This is a genomic window from Planobispora longispora (assembly GCF_016863135.1).
In the GTDB taxonomy this organism is placed as follows: Bacteria; Actinomycetota; Actinomycetes; order Streptosporangiales; family Streptosporangiaceae; genus Planobispora; species Planobispora longispora.
On the sequence record NZ_BOOH01000051.1, the window covers coordinates 126,007 to 151,097 of the forward strand.

The 25,091-nt window shown below is 73.2% G+C and carries 20 protein-coding genes; 12 read left to right on the forward strand and 8 right to left on the reverse strand.

Annotation, left to right across the window (positions count from 1 at the left end; translation table 11 throughout):
* The first annotated feature begins 293 nt into the window (after nt 1-293).
* Complete coding sequence (locus tag Plo01_RS30695) at nt 294-1,118, forward strand: hypothetical protein (protein ID WP_203894213.1); 825 nt, start codon at nt 294-296, stop codon at nt 1,116-1,118.
* 16 nt (nt 1,119-1,134) lie between these two features.
* Here the strand turns inward: Plo01_RS30695 and Plo01_RS40590 are convergent, their stop codons facing one another.
* The gene (locus tag Plo01_RS40590; protein WP_239317379.1) at nt 1,135-2,703 is read right to left on the reverse strand and encodes an aminotransferase-like domain-containing protein; all 1,569 of its coding nucleotides are present in this window, start codon (nt 2,701-2,703) and stop codon (nt 1,135-1,137) included.
* Between the two features lie 62 nt (nt 2,704-2,765).
* On the opposite strand from Plo01_RS40590, the gene Plo01_RS30705 reads away from it, so the two are divergent.
* Nucleotides 2,766-3,938, forward strand: a complete 1,173-nt coding sequence (locus Plo01_RS30705) for a trans-sulfuration enzyme family protein (protein WP_203894214.1) — start codon at nt 2,766-2,768, stop codon at nt 3,936-3,938.
* Nucleotides 3,939-4,166: 228 nt separating this feature from the next.
* The gene (locus tag Plo01_RS30710) at nt 4,167-5,087 is read left to right on the forward strand and encodes a threonine/serine dehydratase (protein ID WP_203894215.1); all 921 of its coding nucleotides are present in this window, start codon (nt 4,167-4,169) and stop codon (nt 5,085-5,087) included.
* 103 nt (nt 5,088-5,190) lie between these two features.
* Here the strand turns inward: Plo01_RS30710 and panB are convergent, their stop codons facing one another.
* The gene (gene panB / locus Plo01_RS30715) at nt 5,191-6,036 is read right to left on the reverse strand and encodes a 3-methyl-2-oxobutanoate hydroxymethyltransferase (RefSeq protein ID WP_203894216.1); all 846 of its coding nucleotides are present in this window, start codon (nt 6,034-6,036) and stop codon (nt 5,191-5,193) included.
* A 159-nt stretch (nt 6,037-6,195) separates the two neighbouring features.
* Between panB and Plo01_RS30720 the strand changes: the two genes are divergently transcribed.
* The 7 genes from Plo01_RS30720 to Plo01_RS30750 all read left to right on the forward strand — a co-directional run bounded on the left by Plo01_RS30720 (nt 6,196) and on the right by Plo01_RS30750 (nt 14,299).
* On the forward strand, nt 6,196-7,392 hold the full coding sequence (locus Plo01_RS30720; protein ID WP_203894217.1) for an MFS transporter: 1,197 nt from the start codon (nt 6,196-6,198) through the stop codon (nt 7,390-7,392).
* Nucleotides 7,393-7,682: 290 nt separating this feature from the next.
* The gene (locus Plo01_RS30725) at nt 7,683-9,191 is read left to right on the forward strand and encodes an MFS transporter (protein ID WP_239317381.1); all 1,509 of its coding nucleotides are present in this window, start codon (nt 7,683-7,685) and stop codon (nt 9,189-9,191) included.
* A 7-nt stretch (nt 9,192-9,198) separates the two neighbouring features.
* Nucleotides 9,199-9,828, forward strand: a complete 630-nt coding sequence (locus Plo01_RS30730; protein WP_203894219.1) for a TetR/AcrR family transcriptional regulator — start codon at nt 9,199-9,201, stop codon at nt 9,826-9,828.
* A gap of 163 nt (nt 9,829-9,991) precedes the next feature.
* Nucleotides 9,992-12,010, forward strand: coding sequence for a right-handed parallel beta-helix repeat-containing protein (locus Plo01_RS30735; RefSeq protein WP_203894220.1), 2,019 nt, complete (start codon nt 9,992-9,994; stop codon nt 12,008-12,010).
* Nucleotides 12,007-12,432: a cupredoxin domain-containing protein gene (locus Plo01_RS30740; protein WP_203894221.1), complete on the forward strand. Its 426-nt coding sequence runs from the start codon at nt 12,007-12,009 to the stop codon at nt 12,430-12,432. Before Plo01_RS30735 ends, Plo01_RS30740 begins: the two co-directional genes overlap by 4 nt.
* Nucleotides 12,429-13,724 carry a hypothetical protein gene (locus Plo01_RS30745; protein ID WP_203894222.1) on the forward strand — a complete coding sequence of 432 codons (1,296 nt, stop codon included), beginning with the start codon at nt 12,429-12,431 and terminating at the stop codon, nt 13,722-13,724. Before Plo01_RS30740 ends, Plo01_RS30745 begins: the two co-directional genes overlap by 4 nt.
* A gap of 8 nt (nt 13,725-13,732) precedes the next feature.
* Nucleotides 13,733-14,299, forward strand: a complete 567-nt coding sequence (locus Plo01_RS30750; RefSeq protein WP_239317383.1) for a TetR/AcrR family transcriptional regulator — start codon at nt 13,733-13,735, stop codon at nt 14,297-14,299.
* 206 nt (nt 14,300-14,505) lie between these two features.
* Here the strand turns inward: Plo01_RS30750 and Plo01_RS30755 are convergent, their stop codons facing one another.
* Together Plo01_RS30755 and Plo01_RS30760 are read right to left on the reverse strand one after the other, a co-directional pair.
* Nucleotides 14,506-16,749, reverse strand: a complete 2,244-nt coding sequence (locus Plo01_RS30755; RefSeq protein ID WP_203894224.1) for a multicopper oxidase family protein — start codon at nt 16,747-16,749, stop codon at nt 14,506-14,508.
* Nucleotides 16,746-17,342: a DUF6220 domain-containing protein gene (locus Plo01_RS30760; protein ID WP_203894225.1), complete on the reverse strand. Its 597-nt coding sequence runs from the start codon at nt 17,340-17,342 to the stop codon at nt 16,746-16,748. Before Plo01_RS30760 ends, Plo01_RS30755 begins: the two co-directional genes overlap by 4 nt.
* A gap of 157 nt (nt 17,343-17,499) precedes the next feature.
* On the opposite strand from Plo01_RS30760, the gene Plo01_RS30765 reads away from it, so the two are divergent.
* Both Plo01_RS30765 and Plo01_RS30770 read left to right on the forward strand, forming a co-directional pair.
* Nucleotides 17,500-18,540, forward strand: a complete 1,041-nt coding sequence (locus Plo01_RS30765) for a GAF domain-containing sensor histidine kinase (protein ID WP_203894226.1) — start codon at nt 17,500-17,502, stop codon at nt 18,538-18,540.
* Complete coding sequence (locus Plo01_RS30770; protein ID WP_239317385.1) at nt 18,533-19,291, forward strand: response regulator transcription factor; 759 nt, start codon at nt 18,533-18,535, stop codon at nt 19,289-19,291. Before Plo01_RS30765 ends, Plo01_RS30770 begins: the two co-directional genes overlap by 8 nt.
* Before the next feature lie 57 nt (nt 19,292-19,348).
* On the opposite strand, the gene Plo01_RS30775 is transcribed toward Plo01_RS30770, so the two are convergent.
* From Plo01_RS30775 to Plo01_RS30790, 4 genes are all read right to left on the reverse strand, one after another.
* On the reverse strand, nt 19,349-21,133 hold the full coding sequence (locus Plo01_RS30775; protein ID WP_203894227.1) for an NAD+ synthase: 1,785 nt from the start codon (nt 21,131-21,133) through the stop codon (nt 19,349-19,351).
* A gap of 109 nt (nt 21,134-21,242) precedes the next feature.
* Complete coding sequence (locus Plo01_RS30780) at nt 21,243-22,196, reverse strand: TolB family protein (protein ID WP_203894228.1); 954 nt, start codon at nt 22,194-22,196, stop codon at nt 21,243-21,245.
* Between the two features lie 151 nt (nt 22,197-22,347).
* A complete protein-coding gene (locus Plo01_RS30785; protein ID WP_203894229.1) occupies nt 22,348-23,889 on the reverse strand; it encodes a glycoside hydrolase family 13 protein in 1,542 nt (513 codons plus the stop codon).
* A 148-nt stretch (nt 23,890-24,037) separates the two neighbouring features.
* Nucleotides 24,038-24,970 carry a TolB-like translocation protein gene (locus Plo01_RS30790; RefSeq protein ID WP_203894230.1) on the reverse strand — a complete coding sequence of 311 codons (933 nt, stop codon included), beginning with the start codon at nt 24,968-24,970 and terminating at the stop codon, nt 24,038-24,040.
* Nucleotides 24,971-25,091 lie beyond the last annotated feature (121 nt).

Below are 25,091 nucleotides of genomic sequence, written 5' to 3' on the forward strand. Positions count from 1 at the left end.
TGAGAAATTCACGACTTCGGCTGGTCTGTTACGCAGGGGCAGGGGCTTCGCGGGGGACGGGGAGGCGGCGCCCTATGCGATACCGGATATGGCCGTTATCGGGTCAGACGAGCGTCCTTGGGTCTGTGGCGTGATATCGGGGCGCCTATACCGTCCGTAGCGTATTGATCAATTTTCGTGAAAGGGCATCGTGTCGGGCGCCGCGTCCCTCCGGGCGGCGGAAACACTCGGGGCATCGATGCCATCCGCCTTCTCGCCACCGGGTGAAGGTCGTCGTCCTGCGAGGACAAGTCATGCGCGTGCCCCTGTTCTGTCTGGCCTTTTCCCTGTTCGGCTGCCTGGCCGCCGGCGTCGCGCCCGCGGAGGCCGCGAGCCCGTCCTCCGGCGGTGTCCCGCCCGGGACGGCCGTGGGGGAGCGGGTGGCCTTCGCCGGGGGAGGCGAGGGCGGCGGCGAGAGCGGCGGCGAGAACAGCGGCGGCGAGGGCGGCGGCGAGAACAGCGGCGGCGAGGGCGGCAGCACGCCTGGTCCGGCCGAGCCCGGTACGGAAACGCCGTGCCCGCCCACGCCCAGTCCGGGCTCCGGACCCGGCGAGGGGCTGCCCCGACCGGCGGAGCCTCGACCGGCGCAGCCCGACGAGGACGAGGGGACCGGTCCCAACACGCCGTCCCACGCCGAACCGCGTGACGGCGGCGCGGACGAGCGGGACAGGACGGGGCGCTCCAGGCCCCGGTCGGAGGTCGAGCAGCGCGGGGGATGGGAACCGGGCGAGGCTTCTCCGCGGGAGGTGGCGAACCCGCCCGTCTGGGGCAAGGGATCGCCGGACCCGGCCGAGATCGGCCGGAGGTCGTCGTGGGGTGAGCGGTCCCCCGCCGCCTACTTCGAGCGGGAGCTCACGGTGGAGAAGACGCCGGCTCCCGAGGCGATCCCGGTGACGTGGGCGCCCGAGGCCGTTTCCGGCGCACAGCACCAGCCCGCGGGCCCGGGGAGCTCCGCGGCCGGCGGCGGGGCGGCCGCGGCGGTGCTGGCGGGGAGCGGCGGGGCGGCCGCGGCGGTGCTGGCCGGGGGAATCGTGTTCACCCTCCGCCACCGGCGCCGTCCGATCCTCCCGGAGCGTTAGAGGCCCTCCCGGAGCGTCAGAGGACCAGGGGGTGCAGCACCCGGGACTGACTGCTGCCGTCGTAGTCCTGCCAGGCGGCGGCGAGCCGGTCGACGGCCGAGGACAGTTCCTGTTCGGGGAGCAGGAACGGCAGACGCAGGAAAGCGTCGTGGCCGCCCAGGGGGTCGAACGCGCGTCCCGGCGGGACCGCGACCCGGTGCCGGAGGGCCACCTGGGCGAAAGCGTCGGCGTCGCCGTGCGGCAGCCGTACCCAGACGGTCTGACCGCCGAGCGCCGGTTCGGCGGACCAGTCGGGCAGCGCGCGGGCCAGTTCGGCCAGCAGATGGCCGTGCCGCCGCCGCAGGACCGCGACGCGCTCGCGGCGCAGCTCGCCGACGCGGGCGAGCAGTCGTGCGGCGGCGAGCTGGGAGAGCACGTCGCCGCCGAGGTCGTGGACGGACCGGAGGCGGGCGAGCCGGGAGATCACCGGCTCCGCCGCGCGGATCCAGCCGATCCGCAGGCCTCCCCAGACGAGCTTGCTCAGTGAGCCGACGGTGATGATCTGCTCGCCCGGGTGGAAGGAGCAGAGCGGGGGCGGCGGTTCGCCGGAGAAGCAGAGCTCGGCCGGGACCTCGTCGTCGATGAGCGGCACGTCGTGCTCGGCGGCGAGCCCGGCCAGCCGCCGCCGGATCAGGGACGGCATGACCGAGCCTGTCGGGTTGTGCCCGGTCGGGATGAGATAGGCCAGGGCGGGCCGGGCGGCCAGCGCCGCCCCGAATTCCACCGCCCCGGACCCCGCCGTCCCGGATCCCGTCGCCCCGTACCCCACGGCTCCGGCCGCCGCCGTGCCGGACCCCGCCGTGCCGGACCCCGCCGTGCCGGACCCCGCCGTGCCGGACCCCGGCGTGCCCGACCCCGACGGGACCGCGGCCGTGCGGAAGCGCGCCGCCGCCTCCCGGAAGGACTCCAGCGCGCCGGGGTAGGTGACGGGCTCGGTCAGCACGGTGTCACCCGGGGAGAGGAAGGCGCTCGCCAGCAGCGTCAGCGCCTGCTGCGCGCCGTTGGTGACGAGGATCTCCCCGGGGGAGGTGGGAACCCCGCGGGCCCCGTAGTAGCGGGCGAGCGCCTCGCGCAGCGCCGGATGCCCGGCCGGGTGGTAGCCGATGTCGTGCCGGACCGCCGCGAGCTCCGCTCCGGCCTCGGCGTAGGCCTCGATCAGGGCGGGCGGGGGTTCGTCCGGGGCGGCGCACGACAGCAGGGCGACGCCGTCCGGCAGGCCCAGCAGATGCTGGTGCAACGGGTTGACCGCCATGGCGGCCGTGGTCCGGGTGGCGGGCAGGGCGGCCGGGGCGACCCGGGTGCCGCTGCCCTGCCGGCGGACCACCTTGCCCTCCTGCTGGAGCTGGTCGTAGGCAGCGACCACGGTGCCCCGGCCGACCGCGAGCCTGCGGGCGAGAAGCCGCTCGGGCGGCAGGAGGCTGCCGGACGGCAGCTCGCCTTCGTCGATGAGGGCGCGGATGCCCCCGGCCAGCAGCAGGTAGAGCGGGCCCCGGCCGGAGGACCACCTGCCGAGCCGCGCGGTCAGCTCGTCTAAATTGGATCGCATGATGAGCCAATCTTGCCGGATTGGATCTGATGGACAACCCCACGAACGGACATCGTTGACATATGACTGAATTGCGCCCGGAGACCCGTACCGTCCACCTGCCCCAGCCGACGCTGGACGGCAGCCGCCCGATCGCGGTGCCGCTCTACCAGACCTCCGGCTTCGTCTTCGACGATCCCGCGGTCTTCGCCGACGGAATGAACCGTCCCGATGGGGCGTTCGTCTACGGCCGCCTGTCCAACCCCACGGTCCGCGCGCTGGAGGAGGCCGTCGCCGGTCTGGAGGGCGGCGTCGGCGCCGTGGCCACCGGCTCGGGCATGGGGGCGATCAACTCCGTGCTCCTGTGCCTGCTCCGGCCCGGCGACCACCTGATCGCCCAGAAGGCCCTCTACGGCGGCACCGCGGCGATGATCAACGACCTGGTGGCGCGGTTCGGGATCGAGGTGACCTACGTGCCCGAGGACGATCCGGAGGCGCTGCGCGCGGCGGTCCGGCCGTCCACGAAGCTGGTCTACCTGGAGACGATCGCCAACCCGGTGACGCAGGTGGCCGACCTGCCCGGGATGTGCGCCGCGGCCCGCGAGGCCGGGCTGATCTCGGTGGTGGACAACACCTTCGCCTCGCCGATCCTGTGCCGCCCGATCGAGCACGGCGCCGACGTGGTGGTCCACTCCACGACCAAGTACCTGAGCGGTCACGCCGACGTGCTCGGCGGCATCGCGGTCTTCGCCGGGGACGAGCTCTACCGGAAGGTGTGGAAGTACGCCACCCATCTGGGCGCGACCGCCGACCCGTTCGCCGCCTGGCTCACCCTGCGCGGCATCCAGACGCTGCCGCTGCGCATGGAGCGCCACTGCGCCAACACCCGCGAGCTGGCGACCCGCCTGGACGCCCACCCCGCGGTGTCGGCCGTGTACTGGCCGGGCCTGCCCTCCCACCCGTCGTACGCGCTGGCGGGCAAGCTGCTGCCCGACTTCGGCGGGGTCTTCTCCTTCGACCTGGTCGGCGGGCGCGAGGCCGGGGAGAGGTTCATGAGCTCGGTGCGGGTGGCGCTGCTGGCCCCCTCGCTCGGCGGCGTGGAGACGCTGATCCTGCACCCGGCGACCACCTCCCACAAGTCGCTGACCGCGGAGGAACTCGCCCGGCACGGGATCGGCGAGGGGACCGTCCGCGTCGCGGTCGGCATCGAGCACGTCGAGGACCTGTGGGCGGACTTCGCCCAGGCGCTCTCCTGACGGGCGGGCCGGCCGCGATCGGGACGGCGTGGGCCATGGCCGGAATGGTGCGAGCTTTGACCGGAACGGCGCGTGCTCCGGCCGGAGCGAGGCCCGCCGGTGCGGTTTGATGGGAGCTCCGGGTCTTTCGGGTCTTTTCTGGGGGAGGGGAACCGCACCAGTGGGCGAGCGGAGCGAGCGGGCCGGTGGACACGGCGGTGGCGTGAACGTGACTGACGGGGAGGACGCGTGAGCGTGTCGATCCTGGACGTGGAGCGGGCCGCGGAGCGGATCGCCGGATACGCCCGCCGTACTCCGGTCCTGGAGATGTCGCCGGGGGTGTTCCTGAAGCTGGAGGCGCTGCAGCACTCCGGGTCGTTCAAGGTCAGGGGCGGGTTCAACCGCGCGCTGGCGGCCCGGGAGGCCGGGGCGCTGCCCGGGGCCGGTCTGATCGCCGCGAGCGGCGGCAACCACGGCCTGGCGGTCGCCTACGTCGCCCGGGCCCTGGGCGTCCGTGCCGAGATCTTCGTGCCCACGGTGTCGAGCCCGGTGAAGGTCGCCGGGCTGCGGGCGCTGGGGGCGGAGGTGACCCAGACCGGTTCGATCTACGCCGAGGCGTACGAGGCGTCGGCCAAGCGGGCCGCGGAGACGGGCGCGCTGGAGGTCCACGCCTACGACCAGGCCGACGTGGTCGCCGGGCAGGGCACGACGGGGCTGGAGACGCTGGAGCAGACCGGGGGAGTGGACACGATCCTGGTCGCCGTGGGCGGCGGCGGGCTGATCGCCGGGATCACGGCGGCGGTCGCCGGCCGGGCCCGGGTGGTGGCGGTGGAGCCGGAGCTGATCCCCACCCTGAACCGGGCGCTGGCCGCCGGAGGGCCGGTCCGGGTCGAGGTGAGCGGGGTGGGCGCGGACGCGCTGGGGGCGAGCCTGATCGGCCGGATCGCCTACGAGGTCACCAGCGCGGCCGGGGTGCGGAGCCTGCTCGTGCCCGACGAGGCGATCGTCGAGGCCCGCCGGGAGCTGTGGCGCTCCTGCCGCGTCGCCACCGAGCACGCCGGGGCCGCGGCCTTCGCCGCCCTGCACTGCGGTGCTTACGTCCCCGCGCCGGGGGAGCGGGTGGCCGTCGTCGTCTGCGGTTCCAACACCGATCCCTCGACCCTGGCCTGACCGCACGGCCCCGGGCGTCCGCCGTTCCGGCGCCGGTGGGGGCGCGGCGGCCGGGTGGGGTGGTGGCCGTCGTGCCCGCCGTGCCGGCGCCGGGGCGGAGGGGTCAGTGGTAGCTGTGCTCGGGCGTGGGGAAGGCCCCGCCGGCCACCTCGCCGGCGAAGGAGCGCACCGCCCGGTCCATCTCCTCGGCCAGGTTGAAGTACTTCTTGACGAACTTGGCCGGGCGCTCGGTGAGCCCCATGAGGTCCTGCCAGACGAGGACCTGGGCGTCGGTGGACGGGCCCGCGCCGATGCCGATCGTCGGGATCGACAGGGAGGTCGTGACCCGCTCGGCGAGGTCGGTGGGGACGCACTCCAGGACCACGGCGAAGGCCCCGGCGGCCTCCAGGTCCTTGGCGTCGGCCATCAGCTCGTCACCGGACTGGCCGCGGCCCTGCACCCGGTAGCCGCCGAAGACGTTGACCGACTGGGGGGTCAGGCCGAGGTGGGCCATGACCGGGATGCCCGCCGAGACGAGGGCCTCGACCTGGGGGAGCACCCGGCGCCCGCCCTCCAGCTTGACCGCGTGGGCGCCCGCCTCCTTCATGAACCGCACGGCCGTCTCGAGAGCCTGCTGGGGGGAGGCCTGGTAGGAGCCGAACGGCAGGTCGGCCACCACCATCGCGCGCGAGGAGCCCCGCACCACGGCGGCCGTCAGCGGCATGAGGTCGTCGACGGAGACCGGCAGCGTGGAGTCGTAGCCGTAGACCACCATGGCCGCCGAGTCGCCGACGAGCAGCACGGGGATGCCGGCCTCGTCGAAGATCCTGGCGGTCATCGCGTCGTACGCGGTGACCATCGGCCACTTCTCGCCCCGCTCCTTGGCGGCGGCGACGTCGCGCACGGTGACCCTTCGTCCGGTCTGGCCGCCGTAGAGCGCGGTCGGCCGACTGGTTGCAGAAGAGGACATGAGAACCCTCCAGAGTCTCGAGGCGCCCCTGTGGCGTCCCCGGACGTCTCCGATGATGACATGCGTTCGCTTGGTTAAACACCCCCCGGCCGCCCGGTAATCCGGTGGCGGAACTGTCGGTGCCGTACGCCACAATGCAGGTGGAGGTAAGCAATAAAAATGGCCATCGAACCTTACCGTCGCCTGCTGGCCCTTCCGGGCGTCCGGACGCTGCTGCTCGTGGGACTGATCGCGCGGATCCCGTCCACCGCGGTGGGTCTCACGCTGACGCTGCACGTCAACGAGAGCCTCGGCCTGGGCTGGTTCGAGGCGGGCGCGGTCGGCACCGCGACCACGGTGGGCATGGCCGTCGGGTCGCCGCTGGCCGGAAGGCTCGTCGACCGGTACGGCCTGCGGCCGGTGCTGCTGGCGACCGGCGTCGCGCAGCTCGCCTTCTGGACCTCCGCCTGGGCGCTGCCGTACCCCGTGCTGGTCGTCGCCTCGGTGGTCGCGGGCCTGCTGGCGCTGCCGGTGTTCAGCGTGATCCGGCAGTGCCTGGCCGCCATGGTCCCGGTGGAGCAGCGCAGGACCGGCTTCTCCCTCGACTCGATGCTGGTCGAGCTGTCCTACATGGCCGGGCCCGCGTTCGCCGCGGCCGGCACGGTGGCGCTCGGCAGCACCTGGACGATGTGTCTCGTCGCGGCCGGTCTGGCCGGCTCCGCCGCGGCGCTGATCCTGCTGGACCCGCCCACCCGCTCCGACGAGGAGAAGGAGGAGGCGGCGGAGAAGGTCCCGCGGGGAGAGTGGCTGACCCCCGGCCTGGTGACCCTGCTCGGCACGGCCTCGGCGGCCACCTTCATCCTGACCGCGACCGAGCTCTCCCTGGTGGCGACGATGGACCGCGCCGGGGACACCGCCTGGATCGGCCTGGCGATCGGGGTGTGGTGCCTCTACTCGCTGCTGGGCGGTTTCGTGTACGGCGGGCTGCCGCGAGGGTTCTCCCCGCTGGTCCTGATCGGGGGCATGGGCCTGCTCACCGTCCCGGTCGGTCTGGTCGGCGGCGGCTGGTGGTGGCTGGTCGTGGCCCTGCTCCCGGCCGGGGTGCTGTGCGCCCCCGGGCTCTCCTCCACGGTGGAGGCGGTGAGCCGCTGGGTGCCCGCCGGGGCCAGGGGCGAGGCCATGGGCCTGCACGGCACGGCCCTGCTGATCGGCGGCGGGGTCGCCGCGCCGATCGCCGGAGCGATCATCGACAGCGCCGGACCGGGCTGGGCGTTCGCCGCGGCGGGGCTGGTCGGCGTGGTGATGGTGCTGGTCGCGCTGCCGTTCTGGCGGCGGAGCGCGGTCGCGGTGAAGGAGCCTCAGCCGGTCGCCGTCTGAGAGCCGGTCGCCGCCCGAGGGGCGGCGGCCCGTCGCGGGGCCGGGACGGGAGTCGGGTCCCGGCCTCGGGGTAGGGCGCGCTGGAGCGACCGGCCGGCGGCCCGTGGGCCGTGAAGGGCGCGAGCGGAGGGAGGATCCATCCGAATAATACGAAACGATCCCGTTGCGTATCGGAATGAATAGCGATACGCTCGCGTTGCGAAACGGTTGCGTATCGGAAGGTGGAATCCCCCGTGAAATCCCCCATGGACCAGAAATTAGGCCACCCGAGGCGTTGGCAGATTCTGGGAGTGCTGGTCTTCAGCCTCCTGGCGGTCGTGCTCGACAACACCATCCTCAACGTCGCGCTGAAGACGATCGCCGATCCGGTGGAGGGCCTGGGCGCGTCCCAGAGCCAGCTGGAGTGGGCGATCAACTCCTACACGCTCGTCTTCGCCGGCCTGCTGTTCACCTTCGGGGTGATCGGCGACCGGACCGGGCGCAAGCGGATGCTGCTCGTCGGCATGGTCCTGTTCGGCCTCGCCTCGCTGGCCAGCGCCTACGCCCAGGATCCGGCGCAGCTGATCGTGGCCCGGGCGTTCATGGGCATCGGCGGCGCCGCGATCATGCCGGCCACCCTGGCGATCATCTCCAACGTCTTCCCGCCGCAGGAGCGCGGCAAGGCGATCGGCGTCTGGGCCGGCGGGGTGGGACTGGCCGTGGCGATCGGCCCGATCACCGGGGGCCTGCTCCTCGAGCATTTCTGGTGGGGATCGGTCTTCCTGGTCAACCTGCCCATCGTGGCGATCAGCATGGTGCTCATCGGCACGGTGGTGCCCGAGTCGCGTGATCCCAAGCCGTCCAAGCTCGACCCGGTCGGCGTGCTGCTGTCCATCGTCGGACTGGTCGCCCTCACCTACGGCATCATCCGCGGCGGTGAGCTGGCCACGGTCGCCAGCGTCGAGGTGCTCGCCCCGGCGATCCTCGGCGTCGCCGTCCTGGCCGCCTTCGTCTGGTACGAGCGCCGCATCGACCACCCGGCCTTCGACGTCACCCACTTCCGCGACCCGCGCTTCTCCACCGCGATCGGCATGATCGGCATCGTGTTCTTCGCGATGATGGGCGCGATGTTCTTCCTGGTCTTCTACCTGCAGATCGTGCTGGGCTTCACGCCGCTGCAGGCCGGTGCGCTGATGCTCCCGTTCGCGGTGGCCCAGCTCATCTTCGCCCCCCTCAGCCAGCAGATGACCGCGCGCTTCGGCGCCAAGCTCACCGCCACGGTCAGCATGGTCGTCGTGGCCGCGGCGCTGGCCGCCTACGCGTTCATGGACGCCGGCACCCCGGTCCTGGTGATCGAGATCGTCTTCTTCGTCCAGGGCGCCGCGATGGCCAACATCATGCCGCCCGCCACCACCGCGATCATGGAGTCGATGCCCCGGGAGAAGGCCGGAGTCGGCTCGGCCATGAGCAACACCGTCCGCCAGGTGGCGGGCGCCCTCGGCGTGGCCCTGCTCGGCTCGCTGCTCTCGGCGACCTACCGCGACGAGATCACCCCCTCGCTGGCGGGCCTGCCGGAGGAGGCGCGGCACACGGCCGGCGAATCCCTGACCGGCACGCTGGCCGTCGCCGGCGAGCTCGGCGAGCGCGGCGCCGCGCTGATCGCCCCCGCCGTGCGGGCCTTCCTGGACGGCATGCACATCACGGCCCTGGTCGCCGCCGGGATCGCCCTCGTGGGGGCCCTGACGGTGGTGCGCTGGCTGCCCGGCAAGCACGCTCCCGCGTCTGAGCAGCGACGCGACAAGGAACCGGCAGTAGTGTAGGCGCGATATGACGAGCACCGACGAGAACCGGCCGGCCCGCCCCGCGGGCCGTCCGCGCAGCGCCAAGGCGGAGAAGGCGATCATCGAGGCCACCCTCGATCTGATCAGTGAGAGCGCCGGCATCTCCGAACTGTCGATCGAGGCCGTCGCCGCCCGGGCGGGCGTGGGCAAGACCACGATCTACCGGCGCTGGTCCAGCAAGGAAGACCTGGTCGTCGACGCCCTGGCGGTGCTGAAGGCCCCGCTGCCGCCGATCTCCGGGCGGTCGGTCCGCGAGGACCTGATCACCTACCTGGAGGTCATGCGCAGGGAGGCGGGCGACGTGCGGAGCCGGTGCGTGATGAACATCGCGATGAACGAGTCCGAGCGCCACCCCCGCCTGGTGGAGCGCATCCGCCAGGCGACGGTCGGGCCACGCCAGGAGGCGCTGCGCGCCCTGCTCCGGCGCGGTGTCGACACCGGCGAGCTCCGGGCCGATCTCGACCTCCCGATCGCGATGGCGATGGTGGTCGGCACCGTGATGTGGTACGCCAAGTCGGCCGGGCTCGGCGAGGCCGGGGCGGACGGCGGAGCTCTCCCCGAAACCCTCGCCGAGCGCCTCGCCGACCACATCCTGGCCGGTCTCACCCCCCGCTGACGCCGTACCCCCACCCCTCACGGGCACGCAGCCGTCACGTCCGCGCGCGGCCGTCACGCCGCATCCCGGCCCCCGCAGCCTCCCGGCGCGGGGGCCGTCCCATGTCCGGCCCGGGATTCTGCGGGCTCTAGGCAAAACGTGAACATTGTTCTAATCTCCCGGCATGCGTCCGTTGCGCAGGGTCATGACCGTCGCCGCACTGACCCTCGGCCTCCTGCTGCCCGTCTCCGCCGCCCTCGCCCACGAGGAGCGTCCGGTCACCTTCCCCGACGGCACCGGCAGCGTCCCGGCGCACCGTACGGGTGAACCCGACCTGCTCGTCTGCAAGACCGACCGCGCGGACTTCGACAAACGGATCGCGAACTTCCCCGCCGACCTGAAACAGCGCAACCTGGAGCTGTTCGAGCGCTGCCAGGACAAGGGCTACCGCCACCTGCAGGAGGCCGTGGACCAGGTCGACCGGGCGGGGATGGACATCGCGATCCTGCCCGGCGTCTACCTGGAGGAGCCCAGCCAGCCCGAGCCTGCCGGGGACTGCGCCGAACTGGACGCCCGCTGGTCGTCGTGGGGCTATCAGATCCTCTCCTTCGAGCAGCAGAAGCAGTGCCCGCACAACCAGAACCTGGTCGCCATCCTCGGGATCGAGGACCTGCAGATCGAGGGCACCGGCGCGAGCCCGCTGGACGTGATCATCGACGCGCAGTACAAGAAGCTGAACGCGATCCGGGCCGACATGACCGACGGGATCTACTTCCGCAACTTCACCGCCCAGCGGACCACGTTCAACTCGCTCTACATCCTGGCCACCGACGGGTTCGTCATCGACAGGATGCTCACCCGCTGGAACGACGAGTACGGCTTCCTGACCTTCGCCAGCGACCACGGCCTCTACACCGACTGCGAGTCCTACGGCAACGGCGACTCCGGCATCTACCCGGGCAGCGCCTCGGACATCAACAACGGCCGCGGCCACGACGTGCCGCGCTACTCCATCGAGATCCAGCGCTGCAAGAGCCACCACAACATGGTCGGCTACTCCGGCACGGCGGGCGACTCGGTCTACGCCCACGACAACGAGTTCTACGCGAACATGGGCGGCGCCTCGATGGACAGCGCCTTCCCCGGGCACCCCGGCCTGCCGCAGAACCACGCGAAGTTCGAGCGCAACAAGATCTACGACAACAACCAGGACTACTACCGGCACGTCGCCGACGGCACCTGCGCCAAGCCCCCGGCCGAGCGCGGCTACGAGCGGGGCGTCGTCTGCCCGCAGATCGGCATGCCCCCGGGAACGGGCGTCATCACCGCGGGCGGCAACTGGAACGTCTTCCGGGACAACTGGATCTGGGGCCACGACGAGGCCGCCTTCAACCTGCTGGCCGTGCCCGCCTTCATCCGGGGCGAGGAGTCCTGGGACAAGCAGTTCGACACCTCCCACCACAACCTCTACGAGGGCAACCGGCTCGGCGTCACGCCCGCCGGGGAGAGCCGCCCCAACGGCGCGGGCGTCTCCTGGGACGGCCAGGGCGGCGGCAACTGCTGGCAGCGCGACGCCGGCCCGTCCACCCCCTGGGCGCTGCCCGCCTGCGGCTCGGCGGGACCGTCCCGCGTCCTCAGCGAGCCGGTCAAGATCGCCAAGAACTACCTGTGCAGCGAGTACAGCGTCCGCGAGCGGCGGCTGCCGGCCGGCTGCGACTGGTACGGCTCGACCGGCCTGGCCCGGGTCGAGATCCAGCTCGCGCTGGCGGGCTCTCTCGTCCTCGGCCTGGTCGCCGTCCTGCTCTGGCGCCGCAGGTTCCCCTCGCGCGCCGGGCTGGCGGTCACCTCGATCGGGCTGGCGGGCCTGACCCTGGACGTCTTCGGGGCGGCGTACGGATACACGGTGCTGCCCGCCGTGGCCCTCGCGCTGATGGGCGTGTGGCTGATCGGGGCCGGGCGGCTGGCCGGGAGCGGCCCGGCGGGCAGGAGGGTCTTCGGCTGGTTCACGGTCGTGCTCGGCGTCCTCACCCTCGCCGACGCGTTCGACAAGGCGATCGTGATGATCCCGCTGCTGCCGGTCGGCCCCGGCTGGATCCGCGGCCTGCTCACCGGCGTATGGACCCTGTGGGCGATCGTCCTGATCGCCCCGAGGCCGCGCCGCGCGGCGGCTCCCGCCGAGGTCCCGCAGGAGGCCCACGCGTGAGACCCCCGCGCTGGGCGCCGGCGCCGGCGGGCGCGGGCGCGCTCTTGACCGCCTGCGCGCTCTTGACCGCCTGCACCATCTCCACCGGCCACCACAACCCCGGGACCGACCACGCCGTGGCCACCGCGCCCCCGGCCTACGACGCCTACGGCGCGCCCAAGGGCCCGACGCTGAACATCACGATCGCCGCGGGGAAGGTCACCCCCGCCCCCGGCCGCGTCGAGGTCGTCAAAGGGCACGCCGTCCGCCTGGTCGTCACCTCCGACACCGCCGACGAACTGCACATCCACGGCTTCGACCTGACCCGCCCCCTGGAGCCGGGCAGACCGGCCACCGTCGACTTCATCGCCGGCCGCACCGGCCTGTTCGACGTCGAGACCCACGACTCCGGGCTGGTCCTCACCCAGCTCCTGGTCCGATGAACCCGGCGGCGGAGGTGCTCGCGCACGGCGTGGGGGACCGGCACGACCTGCCGATCCCGCTGTTCTACGCCTTCGCCGGGGCGTTCGCGGCGCTGTTCGTCTCGTTCCTGGGGCTCGCGCTGCTCTGGGCGGACTCGCGCTTCCGGGGCGGTGCGGCGGGACGGCCGGTGGCGCTGCCCGGGGGCGCGCGGACCCGCTGGACCCTGCGGATCCTGGGCCTGGCCGGGACCGCCTTCGCCGGGGCGTGGATGCTGCTGGGCCCCGACGACCCGGAGCGGAACCCGGCCGCCCACCTGGTCTACGTGGTGTTCTGGGTCGGCCTGGTCCCGGCGTCGCTGCTGTTCGGCCCGGTCTGGAAACCGCTCAACCCGCTGCGCACGATCCACCTGCTGCTCGGCGGCCGGGACCGGGGCCCCGCCCCCTTCGGATACTGGCCGGCCGCGCTCGGCCTGACCGCGTTCACCTGGATGGAACTGGTCTCGCCGGAACCGGCCTCGACCGCCACGCTGCTGGCCTTCTTCACGCTGTACAGCGCGGCGCACCTGGCCGGGGCCCTGCGGTACGGCGCCGGATGGTTCGACCGGGCCGACGCCTTCGAGGTCTACTCCGCCCTGATCGGCCGCCTGTCCCCGCTGGGCCGCCGGGACGACGGCAGGCTCGTCCTGCGCAACCCGTTCAACGGCCTCGACGCCCTGCGCCCGGCCCCCGGCCTGGTCGCCACCGTGTGCGTGCTGCTCGGCTCGACCGGCTACGACGGCTTCTCCGGCGCGACGTGGTGGGTGGACGCCCTGCAGTCCGGGCCGCTGGGCCGTACCGCGACCGGGACCCTGGGCCTGCTCGCCGCGATCCTCCTCGTGGCGCTGCTCTACCGGGCGTGCGTCGGCGCGGCCGGGCTGATCGGCGGCGCGCGAACCGGGGGCCCGGGGCCGGGAAGCGGCGTACGGGTCACCGGGGGCGGGGCGGCGGCCCTGTTCGCCCACTCGCTCATCCCGATCGCGGTCGGCTACCTGATCGCCCATTACTTCTCCCTCCTGGTCATCGAGGGCCAGCGGGCGGCCGTCCTCTCCTTCGGCCTGGAGCGGGCCGTGGACCCCGAGGTCGTCGGGCCCGGCGTGATCGCCTCCGTCCAGGTGCTGGCCATCGTGATCGGTCACGTCGTGGGCGTCGTCGCCGCCCACGACCGCTCGGTGCGGCTGTTCGCGCCGGTGCGGGCGGTCGCCGGGCAGATCCCGCTGCTGATCCTGATGATCTGCTATACCCTCGGCGGGCTCACCCTGCTGCTCGCGGCATGATTGAGGCCGTGGGATCCTCCGTACGCCGAAACCCGGTCCAGCAGCGCAGCGTGGAACGGGTGAACCAGATGCTCGACGCGGCCGCCGCCCTGCTCGACGAGGGGGGCTACGAGGCGCTGAGCACCCGTGCGGTGGCGGCCCGCGCCGAGGTGCCGATCGGCTCGATCTACCACTTCTTCCGCGACAAGCGCGGCCTGGCCGACGCCCTGGCCCGGCGCAACCTGGAGCGCTTCCTGGCCGGGGTCGAGCGGCGGCTGGCGGGAGTGACGCACTGGACGGCCATGGTGGACCTGATCGTGGACGAGTACGTCGAGATGAAGCGCACCGTCCCGGGCTTCGCCGTCGTGGACTTCCGCGAGAACAAGGTGGTCGCCGAGTCCCTGGCGGCCCATCTCGCCCGCCGGATCGCCCCCGCCGACGCGGCCGACCTGATCCGTCCCATGACCGTCGCCGTCGAGGCCGCCGATGCCCTGCTCAAGCTCGCCTTCCGCGAGTCCCCGGGGGGCGACCCCCACTACGTCGCCGAGACCAAGGAACTGCTCCGCGCCTACCTCGACCGCGCCCTTCCCCACTGAGAGTGTCCCGAGGACGCCTCGGGAACGGGCGGCTCCGGGAACGTCTCGGGAACGCCCCGAGGACGCGCTGGGAACGTCTCGGGAACGCCCCGAGGACGCGCTGGGAACGGCCTGGAGCGCTCCGAGGACGCCTCGTCCCGCCGTGCCCCGCCGATCCGGAGTCCCGGTGGCCGCCCGGCCGGACCCACTCCGGCCGGGAGACGCGCCTACTCGGGATGGTTGGCGGTCGTGCCGCCGACGCCGAAGGACGTGCCGACGCCGTCGTAGGCGAAGTGCAGCACCATGCCCGCGACGGCGTGGGTGAGATCGTGGCAGTGCGCGAGCCAGATGCCGGGGTTGTCGGCGCGCAGCGCGACCTGCCACACCTCGCCGGGCTGGACGTCGAAGGTGTCCAGCCAGAGCGGACCGCCCTCCGGGACCTTCCCGTCGCGGGACAGGACGAGCACGTGGTGGCCGTGCGGGTGCATGGGATGGGTGTCGGATCCCCGGTTGACCACGGTGAGGCGGATCAGCTCGCCCTCGCGGACCCGCAGCGGCGGCACGTGCGGGAAGACCTCGCCGTCGACGGTGTAGGCGTACTGGGGCACGCGGCCGACGAACCTGAACTGGCGGTCGAGCACCATCGTGTAGTCGCGGTCGAACGCCTCCGCCGGGACGGGCGCGCCGTAGCGGAGCGGGCCGAACTCCTCCGGCGGCGGCGCGGGGGAACCATAGGAGAGCAGGTCGAGCACCGGCGCGTCCACGAACGGGACGGCGCCGGCGGGCGCGGTGACATCGGGCACGCCGGTTCGGGGCGTGGTGGCGGGCGGGGCGGTCCCCGGGGCGGTCCCGGGAGCGGCGGGCGGGGTCAGGACCAGGCCGGTCCACGGTGCTCCCTCCACGGCGAGCCGCACCGGCCGGGCGGGCATCGTGAAGGCGAGGTCGTGGCGGGATCCGGCGGGCACCCTGAGCACCACGCCGGACACCTCCGACGGCCCGGACAGATCACGGCCGTCCACCGCCACCACCCGGAACGGGGAGCCGTCCAGCGAGAACCGGCGCGGGACCGAGTCGGTGTTCACCAGCCGGAGGCGGACCGGGGTCCCCGCCGGGATCTCACGCGTGCCGGGCAGGTCGCTGGCGCCGAGCGTCGTGACGCCGCCGAAGGTGTGCACGGGCAGGGTGAGATCGAGACCGGCGCCGGAACCCGTCGTGGACAGACCGGCACCTGGGTTCGTTGTGGACTGGCCTGCGCCTGAATCCGTTGTGGACTGGCCTGCGTCTGGGTTCGTTGTGGACTGGCCGGTGCCGGGGTCCGTTGTGGGCTGGCCGGGGCCTGGGCCCGCCGTGGACGTGCCGGTGTCAGGGCTCGTCGCGGCCGGCCGGGGGAGGACGACGAGCGTGCCGAACAGACCGCGGGGAACGGACTCGGCCGGGTTCTGGTGGCTGTGGTACCAGTAGGTCCCCGGGACGTCGGCGAGGAACCGGTAGGTGAAGGCGCCGCCGGGCATGACGGCGTCCTGCGTCACCCCGGCGACCCCGTCCTCGCCGTTGGGCACGTCGTATCCGTGCCAGTGCAGGCTCACCCCGGTGGCGATGTCGGTGTTGCGCAGCTCGACCTGCACCAGGTCGCCCTCGGTGACGGTCAGGGCCGGGCCGGGCAGCGAGCCGAAGGTCCAGGCGTCGAGGGTCCGGCCCGAGGGCAGGGCGACCCGCTCCTGGCGGGCGGTGAGGACGAAGCGCCGGAGCGGCCCCTCCGCGTCGGCGGGCGTGCGCAGCCCGGCCACGGACGTGCCGCCCGGCTGCGTGCCGTCCGGGTGCGTGTCGCCCGAGTGGGTGCCCCCCGAGTGGGCGTCGCCCGGGTCCGCGCCGTGCGCGTGTCCGCCCGCGAGATCGGAGGTGCGCGACCAGGCGGAGCCCGCGGGGATCGCGACCGCGAGCAGGCAGACCACTCCCAGCGCCCCCGCCGTGACGGGACGGCCGCGCCCGCTGACCGTCAGCCAGGTGATCCCCGACGCCGCCGCCACGAGGGTCACCAGGACGAGCCCGGAGACCGGGGTCGCCGGGTAGCCGACGACCAGGGTCGCGATCGGGCCCGCCGCCGCGCCGTACCCGGTGGTCAGCAGGGCGGTCCGCACGGCCGGCGAAGGCGTCGCGGCACGCCCCCGTGCCGCCGCGACGAGGAAGGGACCGGCGAGCGGCACCGCCACCAGGGCGGGGAGGACCACCAGCGGGAGCGCCAGCACCGCCTTCTCCTGCGCGAACCACCAGCCCTGGGCGGCGAGGGCCGCCACGGTCGCGATCCGGCCGGCGGTCGCGGCGACGGCGAGGCCGGTCAGGGCCGCCCCGACGAGCGCACCGCGCCGCCCGGCCCCCTCCTGCCGGACGGCCACGGTGATGCCCGCGCCCAGCCAGAACCCGGCGACCAGCACGGTCAGGGCCAGGTCCAGGGCGAGGAGGGCGCGGGTCATCGCTGATCCGGGGGGAACTGCGGGGAGTCCGCGCTGACCTGGGCGCGTTCCGGGAGCGGGACGACCCGGGAGGCTTCAGACCCGTCCCAGGACGGCTCCACGGAGACCCCGGAGGTCCCGGGAGCCGCGGAGGACGCCGGGGCGAGGCCCGCCTCCGCGTGCGCGCGCGCCCGCCGTACCAGCACGATGCAGACCCACAGGATCACCAGCCCGTTGACCGCGTGCAGGCCGAGGATGGCCTGGCCGGCCACGTTCGTCTGCTCCTCGGACGACCCGGTGATGCCCGCCAGGATGAACCAGAGGATCTGCACGATGATGAGGCCGAAGGGCAGGAGGGTGAACCCGATCAGGCGGCCGGGGGCCTTCGCGATCGCGGCCATGATTGTTGCCAGGAGGGTGAGGATCGGAATGGCGCCCGAGCCGTTGATCCGGTGCATGATGAACTGCGAGTCGTTCTCCGGGACGGTGAAGACGCCGAACGCGGCGAAATAGAACTGGATCACGACCGCGCCCAGCAGGAGCACGCACAGGACGGCGTACGCCTGGCGTGCGAACGAGGGGCGGGCGGGCCGTGCCGCTGAAGCGCTGGTCATGAGTGCCTCCGGTTTCTCGCTTCCACACAGTCGACGCTAGGAAGCGGGAGGCGGGTGTTTAACCGGGTGAACCCTCAGAGTGGGGTGGGGTTTTCCTCCAGGCTGACCCCAGGCGGGCCTCCTGGTGATGCCTGGCCGCCGCACACAGAATGGGCGTATGCGAGCTCTCTGCACGGTGCTCGCGGCAGTCGGCGGGTGTGCGATCGCGCTGGCCGTCGCTCTCGCGCCGGCCGCGGGCCGGCCGTCCGTGGCCGGCTGGGTCCTGCTGGGGCCGTTCCCCATGTACGCCGCCGTGCTGCTGGCGATCGGTGTGACCCTGCTGCTCCAGCCGGTGCGCGGGCGGCTGGAGCAGCTGGCCGACCGGTGGGTCTTCGGCGCCAGGCTCGACGGCTACCGGCTGCTCAGCCGGTTCGGCGCGGCGCTGGAGAAAGCACAGGGCCCGGCCACGCTGCTGCAGGAACTGGCCGAGACCGTGCGCCGGGGGCTGAACCTGACCTGGGCCCGGGTACGCCTCGACCCGGACGTCGCCCGGGCCGGGAGCGCGCAGGGGGTCGGCGCCGGGAAGCGGGCGGACCCGGCGCTGGTGGTCCCCATCATCCACGGCCAGAGGGTGCTGGGCAGCATCGAGTGCGGTCCCCGGCGGGACGGCCCGTTCCTGAAGGAGGACCGCCGCCTCCTGGGCTACCTCGCCGGCCAGGCGGCGGCCGCCGTGCACAACATCCACCTCACCGCCGAGCTGTCCGCGCAGCTCCGGCTGATCCGGCGGCAGGCGGCCGAGCTGTCCGCCTCCCGGGAGCGGGTCGCCCAGGGGCAGGACGCCGAGCGCCGCCGCATCCAGCGTGACCTGCACGACGGCGTGCAGCAGGAGGTGGTGGCCCTGACCGCCAAGCTGGGGCTGGTCCGGCAGCGGCTGGGGCGCGGCGACCCGCGGGGCGGGCAGGACCTGGCCGAGCTCCATCAGGACCTGGGCACACTCCTGAACGGTCTGAGGGAGTTCGCCTACACGATCCATCCGCCGGTCCTCAGCGACCAGGGGCTGCTGTTCGACCCGGCGGCCGGTCACGGGCTGGGCCTGACCGGGCTCGCCGACCGGCTCGACATCGTCGGCGGCGCCCTGCGGGTGGACACCGCCGAGGGGGAGGGCACCGAACTGCGCATGGAGATTCCCCTGACCCGGCCGGAGGACATCGATGCCTGAACCCCTGCGGATCGTCATGGCCGACGACAACTACCTCGTCCGGGAGGGCGCGCGGCGCCTGCTGGAGGACTCCGGCGAGGTCGTCGTCCAGGCCGCGGTCGGCTCCGCGCCCGAACTGCTCGACGCGGTACGGCGCATGCGCCCCGAGGCCGTGCTGACCGACATCCGCATGCCCCCCGGAGCGGTCCCGGAGGGCCTGCCCACCTATGACTCTGCGGCGGGCCCGGTCAACGGAGCCGCCCAGGCCGACCGGACCGGCCGGGCGATGGAGGGCATCGACGCCGCCCACGCCATCAAGGCGGGCCACCCGGAGATCGGCGTGGTCATCCTGTCCCAGTACGTCGACGAGTCCTACGCCTTCGAACTGTTCCGCGACGGCACCGCCGGCCTGGCCTACCTGCTCAAGGACCGCATCGGCGACCTGAACCGGCTGCTGGACGCGCTGCGCGAGGTGTCCCGCGGCGGATCGGTCATCGACCCCCAGGTGGTCGAGGCGCTCGTCACCCGCCGCGTCCGGCTGCGAGAGTCACCCCTCGCCCCGCTCACCGCCCGCGAGCTCGACGTCCTGCGCGAGATGGCCCAGGGCCGCGGCAACGCGGGCATCGCCGCCGAGCTGTCCCTGTCGGAGTCGTCGGTGGAGAAGCACGTCAACGCCATCTTCGCCAAGCTCGGCCTCACCGCCGAACCGCTGGTCCACCGGCGCGTCACGGCCGTGCCGACCTTCCTCCGCGAGGCCGGCCTCAGCGGCTGACACCGCCGCCGGTCGCCCCGCCCGGGAAGGCCCCGGCCGCGCCCGCCGGGAAACACGTCAGGGGGTGGTCTCGCGCCAGCGGGTGGTGATGGGGAGGCGGCGGTCGCGGCCGAAGTTCTTGGGGGTGATCTTGGGGCCCGGGGGATACTGGCGGCGCTTGTACTCGGCCAGGTCGACCAGGCGGATGACCCGGGCGACCAGGGCGGGGTCGTGGCCGGCGGCGATCAGCTCGGCCGAGCCCATGTCCTTCTCGACGTAGTCGTCCAGGAGGCGGTCCAGCACGTCGTACACCGGCAGGGAGTCGGTGTCGCGCTGGTCGGGGCGGAGCTCGGCGCTGGGCTCCTTCTCGATGGAGTTCTCCGGGATCGGCGGGCGCGGGAAGTCGTACAGGAAGGGGCTGGAGACGCCTGCCTGGGCGTTGCGCCAGCGTGAGAGCTTCCAGACCAGGGTCTTCAGGACGTCCTTGATGGGCGCGAAGCCGCCCGCGGAGTCGCCGTAGAGCGTGGAGTAGCCGGTGGCCAGCTCGCTCTTGTTGCCGGTGGTCAGCACCAGGTGGCCGTGCTGGTTGGACAGGCCCATCAGGATCATGCCGCGTACCCGGGCCTGGAGGTTCTCCGCGGCGAGCCCGGTCAGGTGGATGTCCTTCTCGAAGGAGGTCACGATGTCGGCGATCGGCACGATCTGGGCGTTGATCCCCTGCCGGTTCACCAGCTCCTGCGCGTCGGCCAGCGAGTGCTCGGAGGAGTAGACCGAGGGCATCAGCACCGCGTGGACCCGGTCCGGGCCGATCGCGTCGGAGGCGATGGTGGCCGTCAGGGCCGAGTCGATGCCGCCGGACAGGCCGAGGATGACCGACTGGAAGCCGTTCTTGGCGACGTAGTCGCGGACCGCGAGGACCAGCGCGGAGTAGACCTCCGCGGTGTCGTCCAGGTGCGCGGCGATCGTCGGGGGCTCCGGCTCGTACGGCTCCAGCGGGCGGGCCGACAGCTCCACCCGCTGCACGGTGATGACGGTGCCGTCCCCGGCGTCCACCTCGAACGCGTCGGGTCCGCGGGGGGACGCCTCGGGCAGCTCCAGGTCCGCCACCAGCAGTTCCTCGGTGAACTGCGCGGCCCGCGCCACCAGCTCGCCCGAGGCCGAGACGATGATCGAGTCGCCGTCGAAGACCAGCTCGTCCTGCCCGCCGACCTGGTTGGCGTAGGCGAGGGCGCAGCCCGCCTCCCGTGCCCGCCGGGAGACCAGCGCCAGGCGCACGTCGTCCTTCTCCCGCTCGTACGGCGAGGCGTTCGGCACCACCAGCAGCCCCGCCCCGGCCTCGGCCGCCACCGCGACCGGCCCCCCGTCCTGCCACAGGTCCTCGCAGACGGCGACGGCCACGTCCACCCCGTGCAGCCGGAAGATCGGCAGCCGGTCGCCGCGCACGAAGTAGCGGTATTCGTCGAAGACGCCGTAGTTCGGCAGGTGGTGTTTTGCGGTCTTGACGACCACGCGGCCCCGGTGGAGCAGCGCCGCCGCGTCGAGCGGGGCGCCCTTGGGCTGCCCGACCCGCGGGGCGAGCCTGGCCCGGTCGACGTATCCGACGACCACGGGGATCTCGCCGAGCCCCTCCTCGGCCAACCGCCCGGCCACGGCCTCGACCGCCGCGACCGACGCCTCCACGAACGAGTTCCGCAGCACCAGGTCCTCGACCGGGTAGCCGGTGAGGAACATCTCGGTGAAGACCACCAGGTGCGCGTCTCGGCCGGCGGCACGCCGGGTCCACTCGACGAGCTTGTCGGCGTTGGCCGTCAGGTCGCCGACCGTGGGATTGGTCTGAGCCAGGGCGATTCGCAGTTGAGCCACGGTCTCAACTTTATTCGCGGCGGGCGGAAGGCTGGGAACGGGGTGACGCCCGTGCAGGGCGGGGATCGGGCCGCGCCCGGATCCCCCGGCCCGCTCCTCGCCGGGAGGCTCAGCGCAGGACGCGGACCAGCGCGTGCTTCCTCACCCGGGCGGGCTCGGCCACGCGCTCGCGGGTCCCGCCTGACGAGACGATGACCAGGGTGTTGTGAGTCCTGCCCGCGACCCGGACCGCCAGCCGGTCGCCGGGCAGGTAGCGGGCGCCGATCAACCTGCCCCCGACCGGGACGGCGATCTTCCTGCCGGTACGGGTGTCGTAGATCGACGGGGTGAACCACGCCGGCCAGCTTCCGTCCCCGGCCGGCTCGCTCCTGCGGATCGTGCGCACCACGATCCTGCGCCCGTCCTCCGACAGGCTCTCCACGTGGTTGGCGAGGTCGACGCCGGGGACGCGGCGGGACTTCCCGGTCACGGTGTCCAGCAGGCACACGCCGTCGGTGGTGCCGGCGTAACCGGCCAGCACCCTGCCGTCCCCCGACCAGGCCAGGTGGCAGACTCCCCGGGTCCTGCCGAGTCTGGCCCGGCCCCTGCCGTCCGCGCCGACCACCATGACGACCGGCGTCCCGGCCTCGGCGTCCAGCGGGTAGGCGACGCGCCTGCCGTCGGGTGACCAGGCGGGGGTCGCGCAGGGCCCGATGTACCGGGCGTCGCGGGCGATCACCCTGTCACCGGAGGGACCCGTGACGCGCAGCCGCGACCTGGCGTCGATCCACGCGATCCGCCGGCCGTCCGGGGAGACCGAGAACTGGCCGACGAAGCCCGGCCCGCCCGCCGTCCGGCGGGTCCACGCGCCCCGACGGTGGACGAGCGCCTCCACCTTGTTCTCCCGGCGGTCGCCGAAATGGGCGACGTAGACGCCCCCGGCCGGCCGGGCGCCTGCGGACGGGGAGGTCGCGGCGGCGGGGCTGCCGGCGGGCACGGGGACGGCGGGCGCGGGAGCGACGACGGACGCGGGTGCGGCGGACACGGCGAGTGCCGTTCCGAGGATCAGGGCCCGAGGGTGCACGACGGTCTCCTCATCGACGGGCGCGGCGGCGACGGGCGGGGCGCGAAGCCCTGCGGGGCTCGCGGGGGCGTGTGGCTCGAACCCTAACTCCGAAGCGCCGCCATGCGCCCGGCCATGGGCAGGCGGCATGGGACCCGGCGGACCCGCCCGATCAGAGGCGGAACCAGGCGGTGCTCGCCCCGGCCACCGTCCCGGCGTGCGTGACGGCGGAGCTGAGCGCGGGCGTGCCCCACTCCACCGGGTACGGGTCGCCGCCGAAGACGGTCACGCAGACCATGTCGCCCCGCTGAAAGATGATCACATCCTCGCGGCCGGAGGGCAGCCACTCCAGCCGGCCCTTGAACCCGGCGCGCATCCGCAGGGCGTCGCGGTGCAGGGACCAGGTCGAGTCGGGACGGGCCGCCTGTTCTTCGATCGCGAACGCGCCGAACCAGTCCGGCTGCGGCAGCCAGGTGATCGACGAGGTGGAGAAGCCGAACGACGGTCCCTCGGACGTCCACGGCAGCGGGACACGGCAGCCGTCGCGGCCGTGCTCCTTCTTGCCCGAACGGAACCAGGTCGGGTCCTGCCTGAGCTCGTCGGGCAGGTCGAGGACCTCGGGCAGGCCGGCCTCCTCGCCCTGGTAGAGGTAGACCGAGCCGGGCAGGGCCAGCACCAGCATCATCGCGGCGCGTGCCCGCCGTACGCCCAGGTCGACGTCCACCACGCCGCGCGGCCGGGTGTCCGGCCCGCCGGTGCGGGAGACCAGCCCGAAGCGGCTGACGGTCCGGTGCACGTCGTGGTTGGCGAGCGTCCAGGTGATGACCGCGCCGGTGGAGACGATCTGCTCCAGGCCCCGTTCGATGGAGGCGCGGAAGCGGGAGGCGTCCCAGGGGCAGACCAGCAGGTCGAAGTAGAACGCCTGCTGGAGCTCGTCGGGGCGCAGGTAGAGCGCGAGATCGCCGACCGTGGGCACCCAGATCTCGCCGACGAGGATGCGCTCGCGGGCGTCGGCGATCTTGCGCCAGCGGCGCAGCACGTCGTGCACCTCGGGCTGGTTCTGCGCCAGGATGTTGTACTCCGGGTGGTGCGGCCAGTCGGGCAGGTCGGCGTGCTTGAACAACATGTGCACCACGTCGATGCGGAAGCCGTCCACGCCCCGGTCGAACCAGAAGCGCAGCACGTCCTCGAAGTAGGCGGCGACCTCGGGGTTGCGCCAGTTGAAGTCGGGCTGGCCGGAGTCGAAGCTGTGCAGGTACCACTCGTCGTCCACCCGGGTCCAGGCCGGGCCGCCGAAGACGGAGTGCCAGTTGTTGGGCGGCTCGTCGCCCCGGCCCGGCCGGAAGATGAACCGCTCCCGCGCGGCCCGGTCGCCGGCCAGCGCCTCCTTGAACCAGGCGTGCTCGACCGAGCAGTGGTTGGGCACCAGGTCCATGAAGACCTTCAGCCCGAGGGCGTGGGCCTCGGCCAGCAGCCGGTCGAAGGCGGGCAGGCCGCCGTAGCGGGGGTCGACGTCGGTGTAGTCGGCCACGTCGTAGCCGTGGTCGGCGCCGGGGGAGGGGTAGCAGGGATTGAGCCAGATCCCGTCGACGCCCAGCGCGGACAGGTAGGACAGCCGGGCCCGGAGCCCTTCCAGGTCGCCCACGCCGTCGCCGTCGGAGTCGGCGAACGAGCGCAGGTAGACCTGGTAGACGACGGCGTCACGCCACCACATGGGTTTCCTCCCGAGAGCCCGGACGATATCCGCTGGGGTTTCTCCCCCGGAGACCGCCCGATATCCGTCTCCCGGGAGTTCCCCGGAGTCCCCGCGATTTCCGGGGGACTCCGGGGCTCCGCGGGGCTCCGGGAGAGCGGGCGCCGGCTCAGCCGGTGATCTGGAGCAGCCCCAGCCGCCTGACGGCGGGCTTCTCGCTCAGGCTCTGCAGGGTCTTGCCGGAGGAGTCCAGGACGACCAGCGTGTTTCCGGCCTTGCCCGCGACCCGGACCACCAGGCGGCCGTCACGCAGGTAACGGGCGCCGATCAGCCTGCCCTCGACCGGGATGGCGATCTTCTTGCCGGTCCGCGTGTCGTGGATCGACGGGACGAAGGACAGCGGCCAGGAGCCGTCCCCGGCGTCCGCGTTCGCGCCGATCGCGTTCACCACGACGCGGCGGCCGTCGGGGGAGAGGCTCTCCACGTGGTTGGCGAGCTTGATGCCGGGGACCTTCGCCGAGACGCGCGACCCGGTGGTCAGGAGATGCACGCCGACGGTGTCCCCGGCGTATCCGGCGAGGGTACGGCCGTCGGCCGACCAGGTGAGGTGGCAGGGGCCGAGCGTCGTGCCGAGCGTCGTGAGGCCCTTGCCGTCGGAGCCGACCGCGGCGACGGCGGTGCGATCACCCTGCCCGGACCCGCCGGCCCCGGCCGTGGTGGGGAAGGCGATCCGCCGGGAGTCGGCCGACCAGGCGGGGGTCATGCAGGGACCGCCGTAGGCCGCGCCCCTGGCGACGACCTTGTCCGTGGTCTTCCCGCCGGCGGTGCTGGAGACGTGCAGGCGGCCCTTGCCGTCGATCCAGGCGACCTTCCGGCCGTCGGGGGAGGCGGAGAACTGCCCGGCGAAGGAGGCGTCGCGGCTGGCCCAGACCGGCCGCCCGTCGTTCTTCAGCACCCGGATGCCGTTCCCGTAGCTCAGATAGACACCCTGCCCGGTCAGCGGGGCCGGGGCGCCGCTCCGCTCCGGGGCGGCGGCCTGTGCCGGAAGGGCGGCGGCGGATACGGCGAGTGCGGCGCCGGCGGCCAGGGCCCAGTACTTCACGACAGTTCTCCTCGGAAAAGGGGGCGATACCGGTGGTTAGAATCCCGAACGCCGCGAAAGGTTCACCCGATTCGCCGGAATTGTTGTAACCGAAACAGAGCCGCGGCGGTCAGCCTGCGAT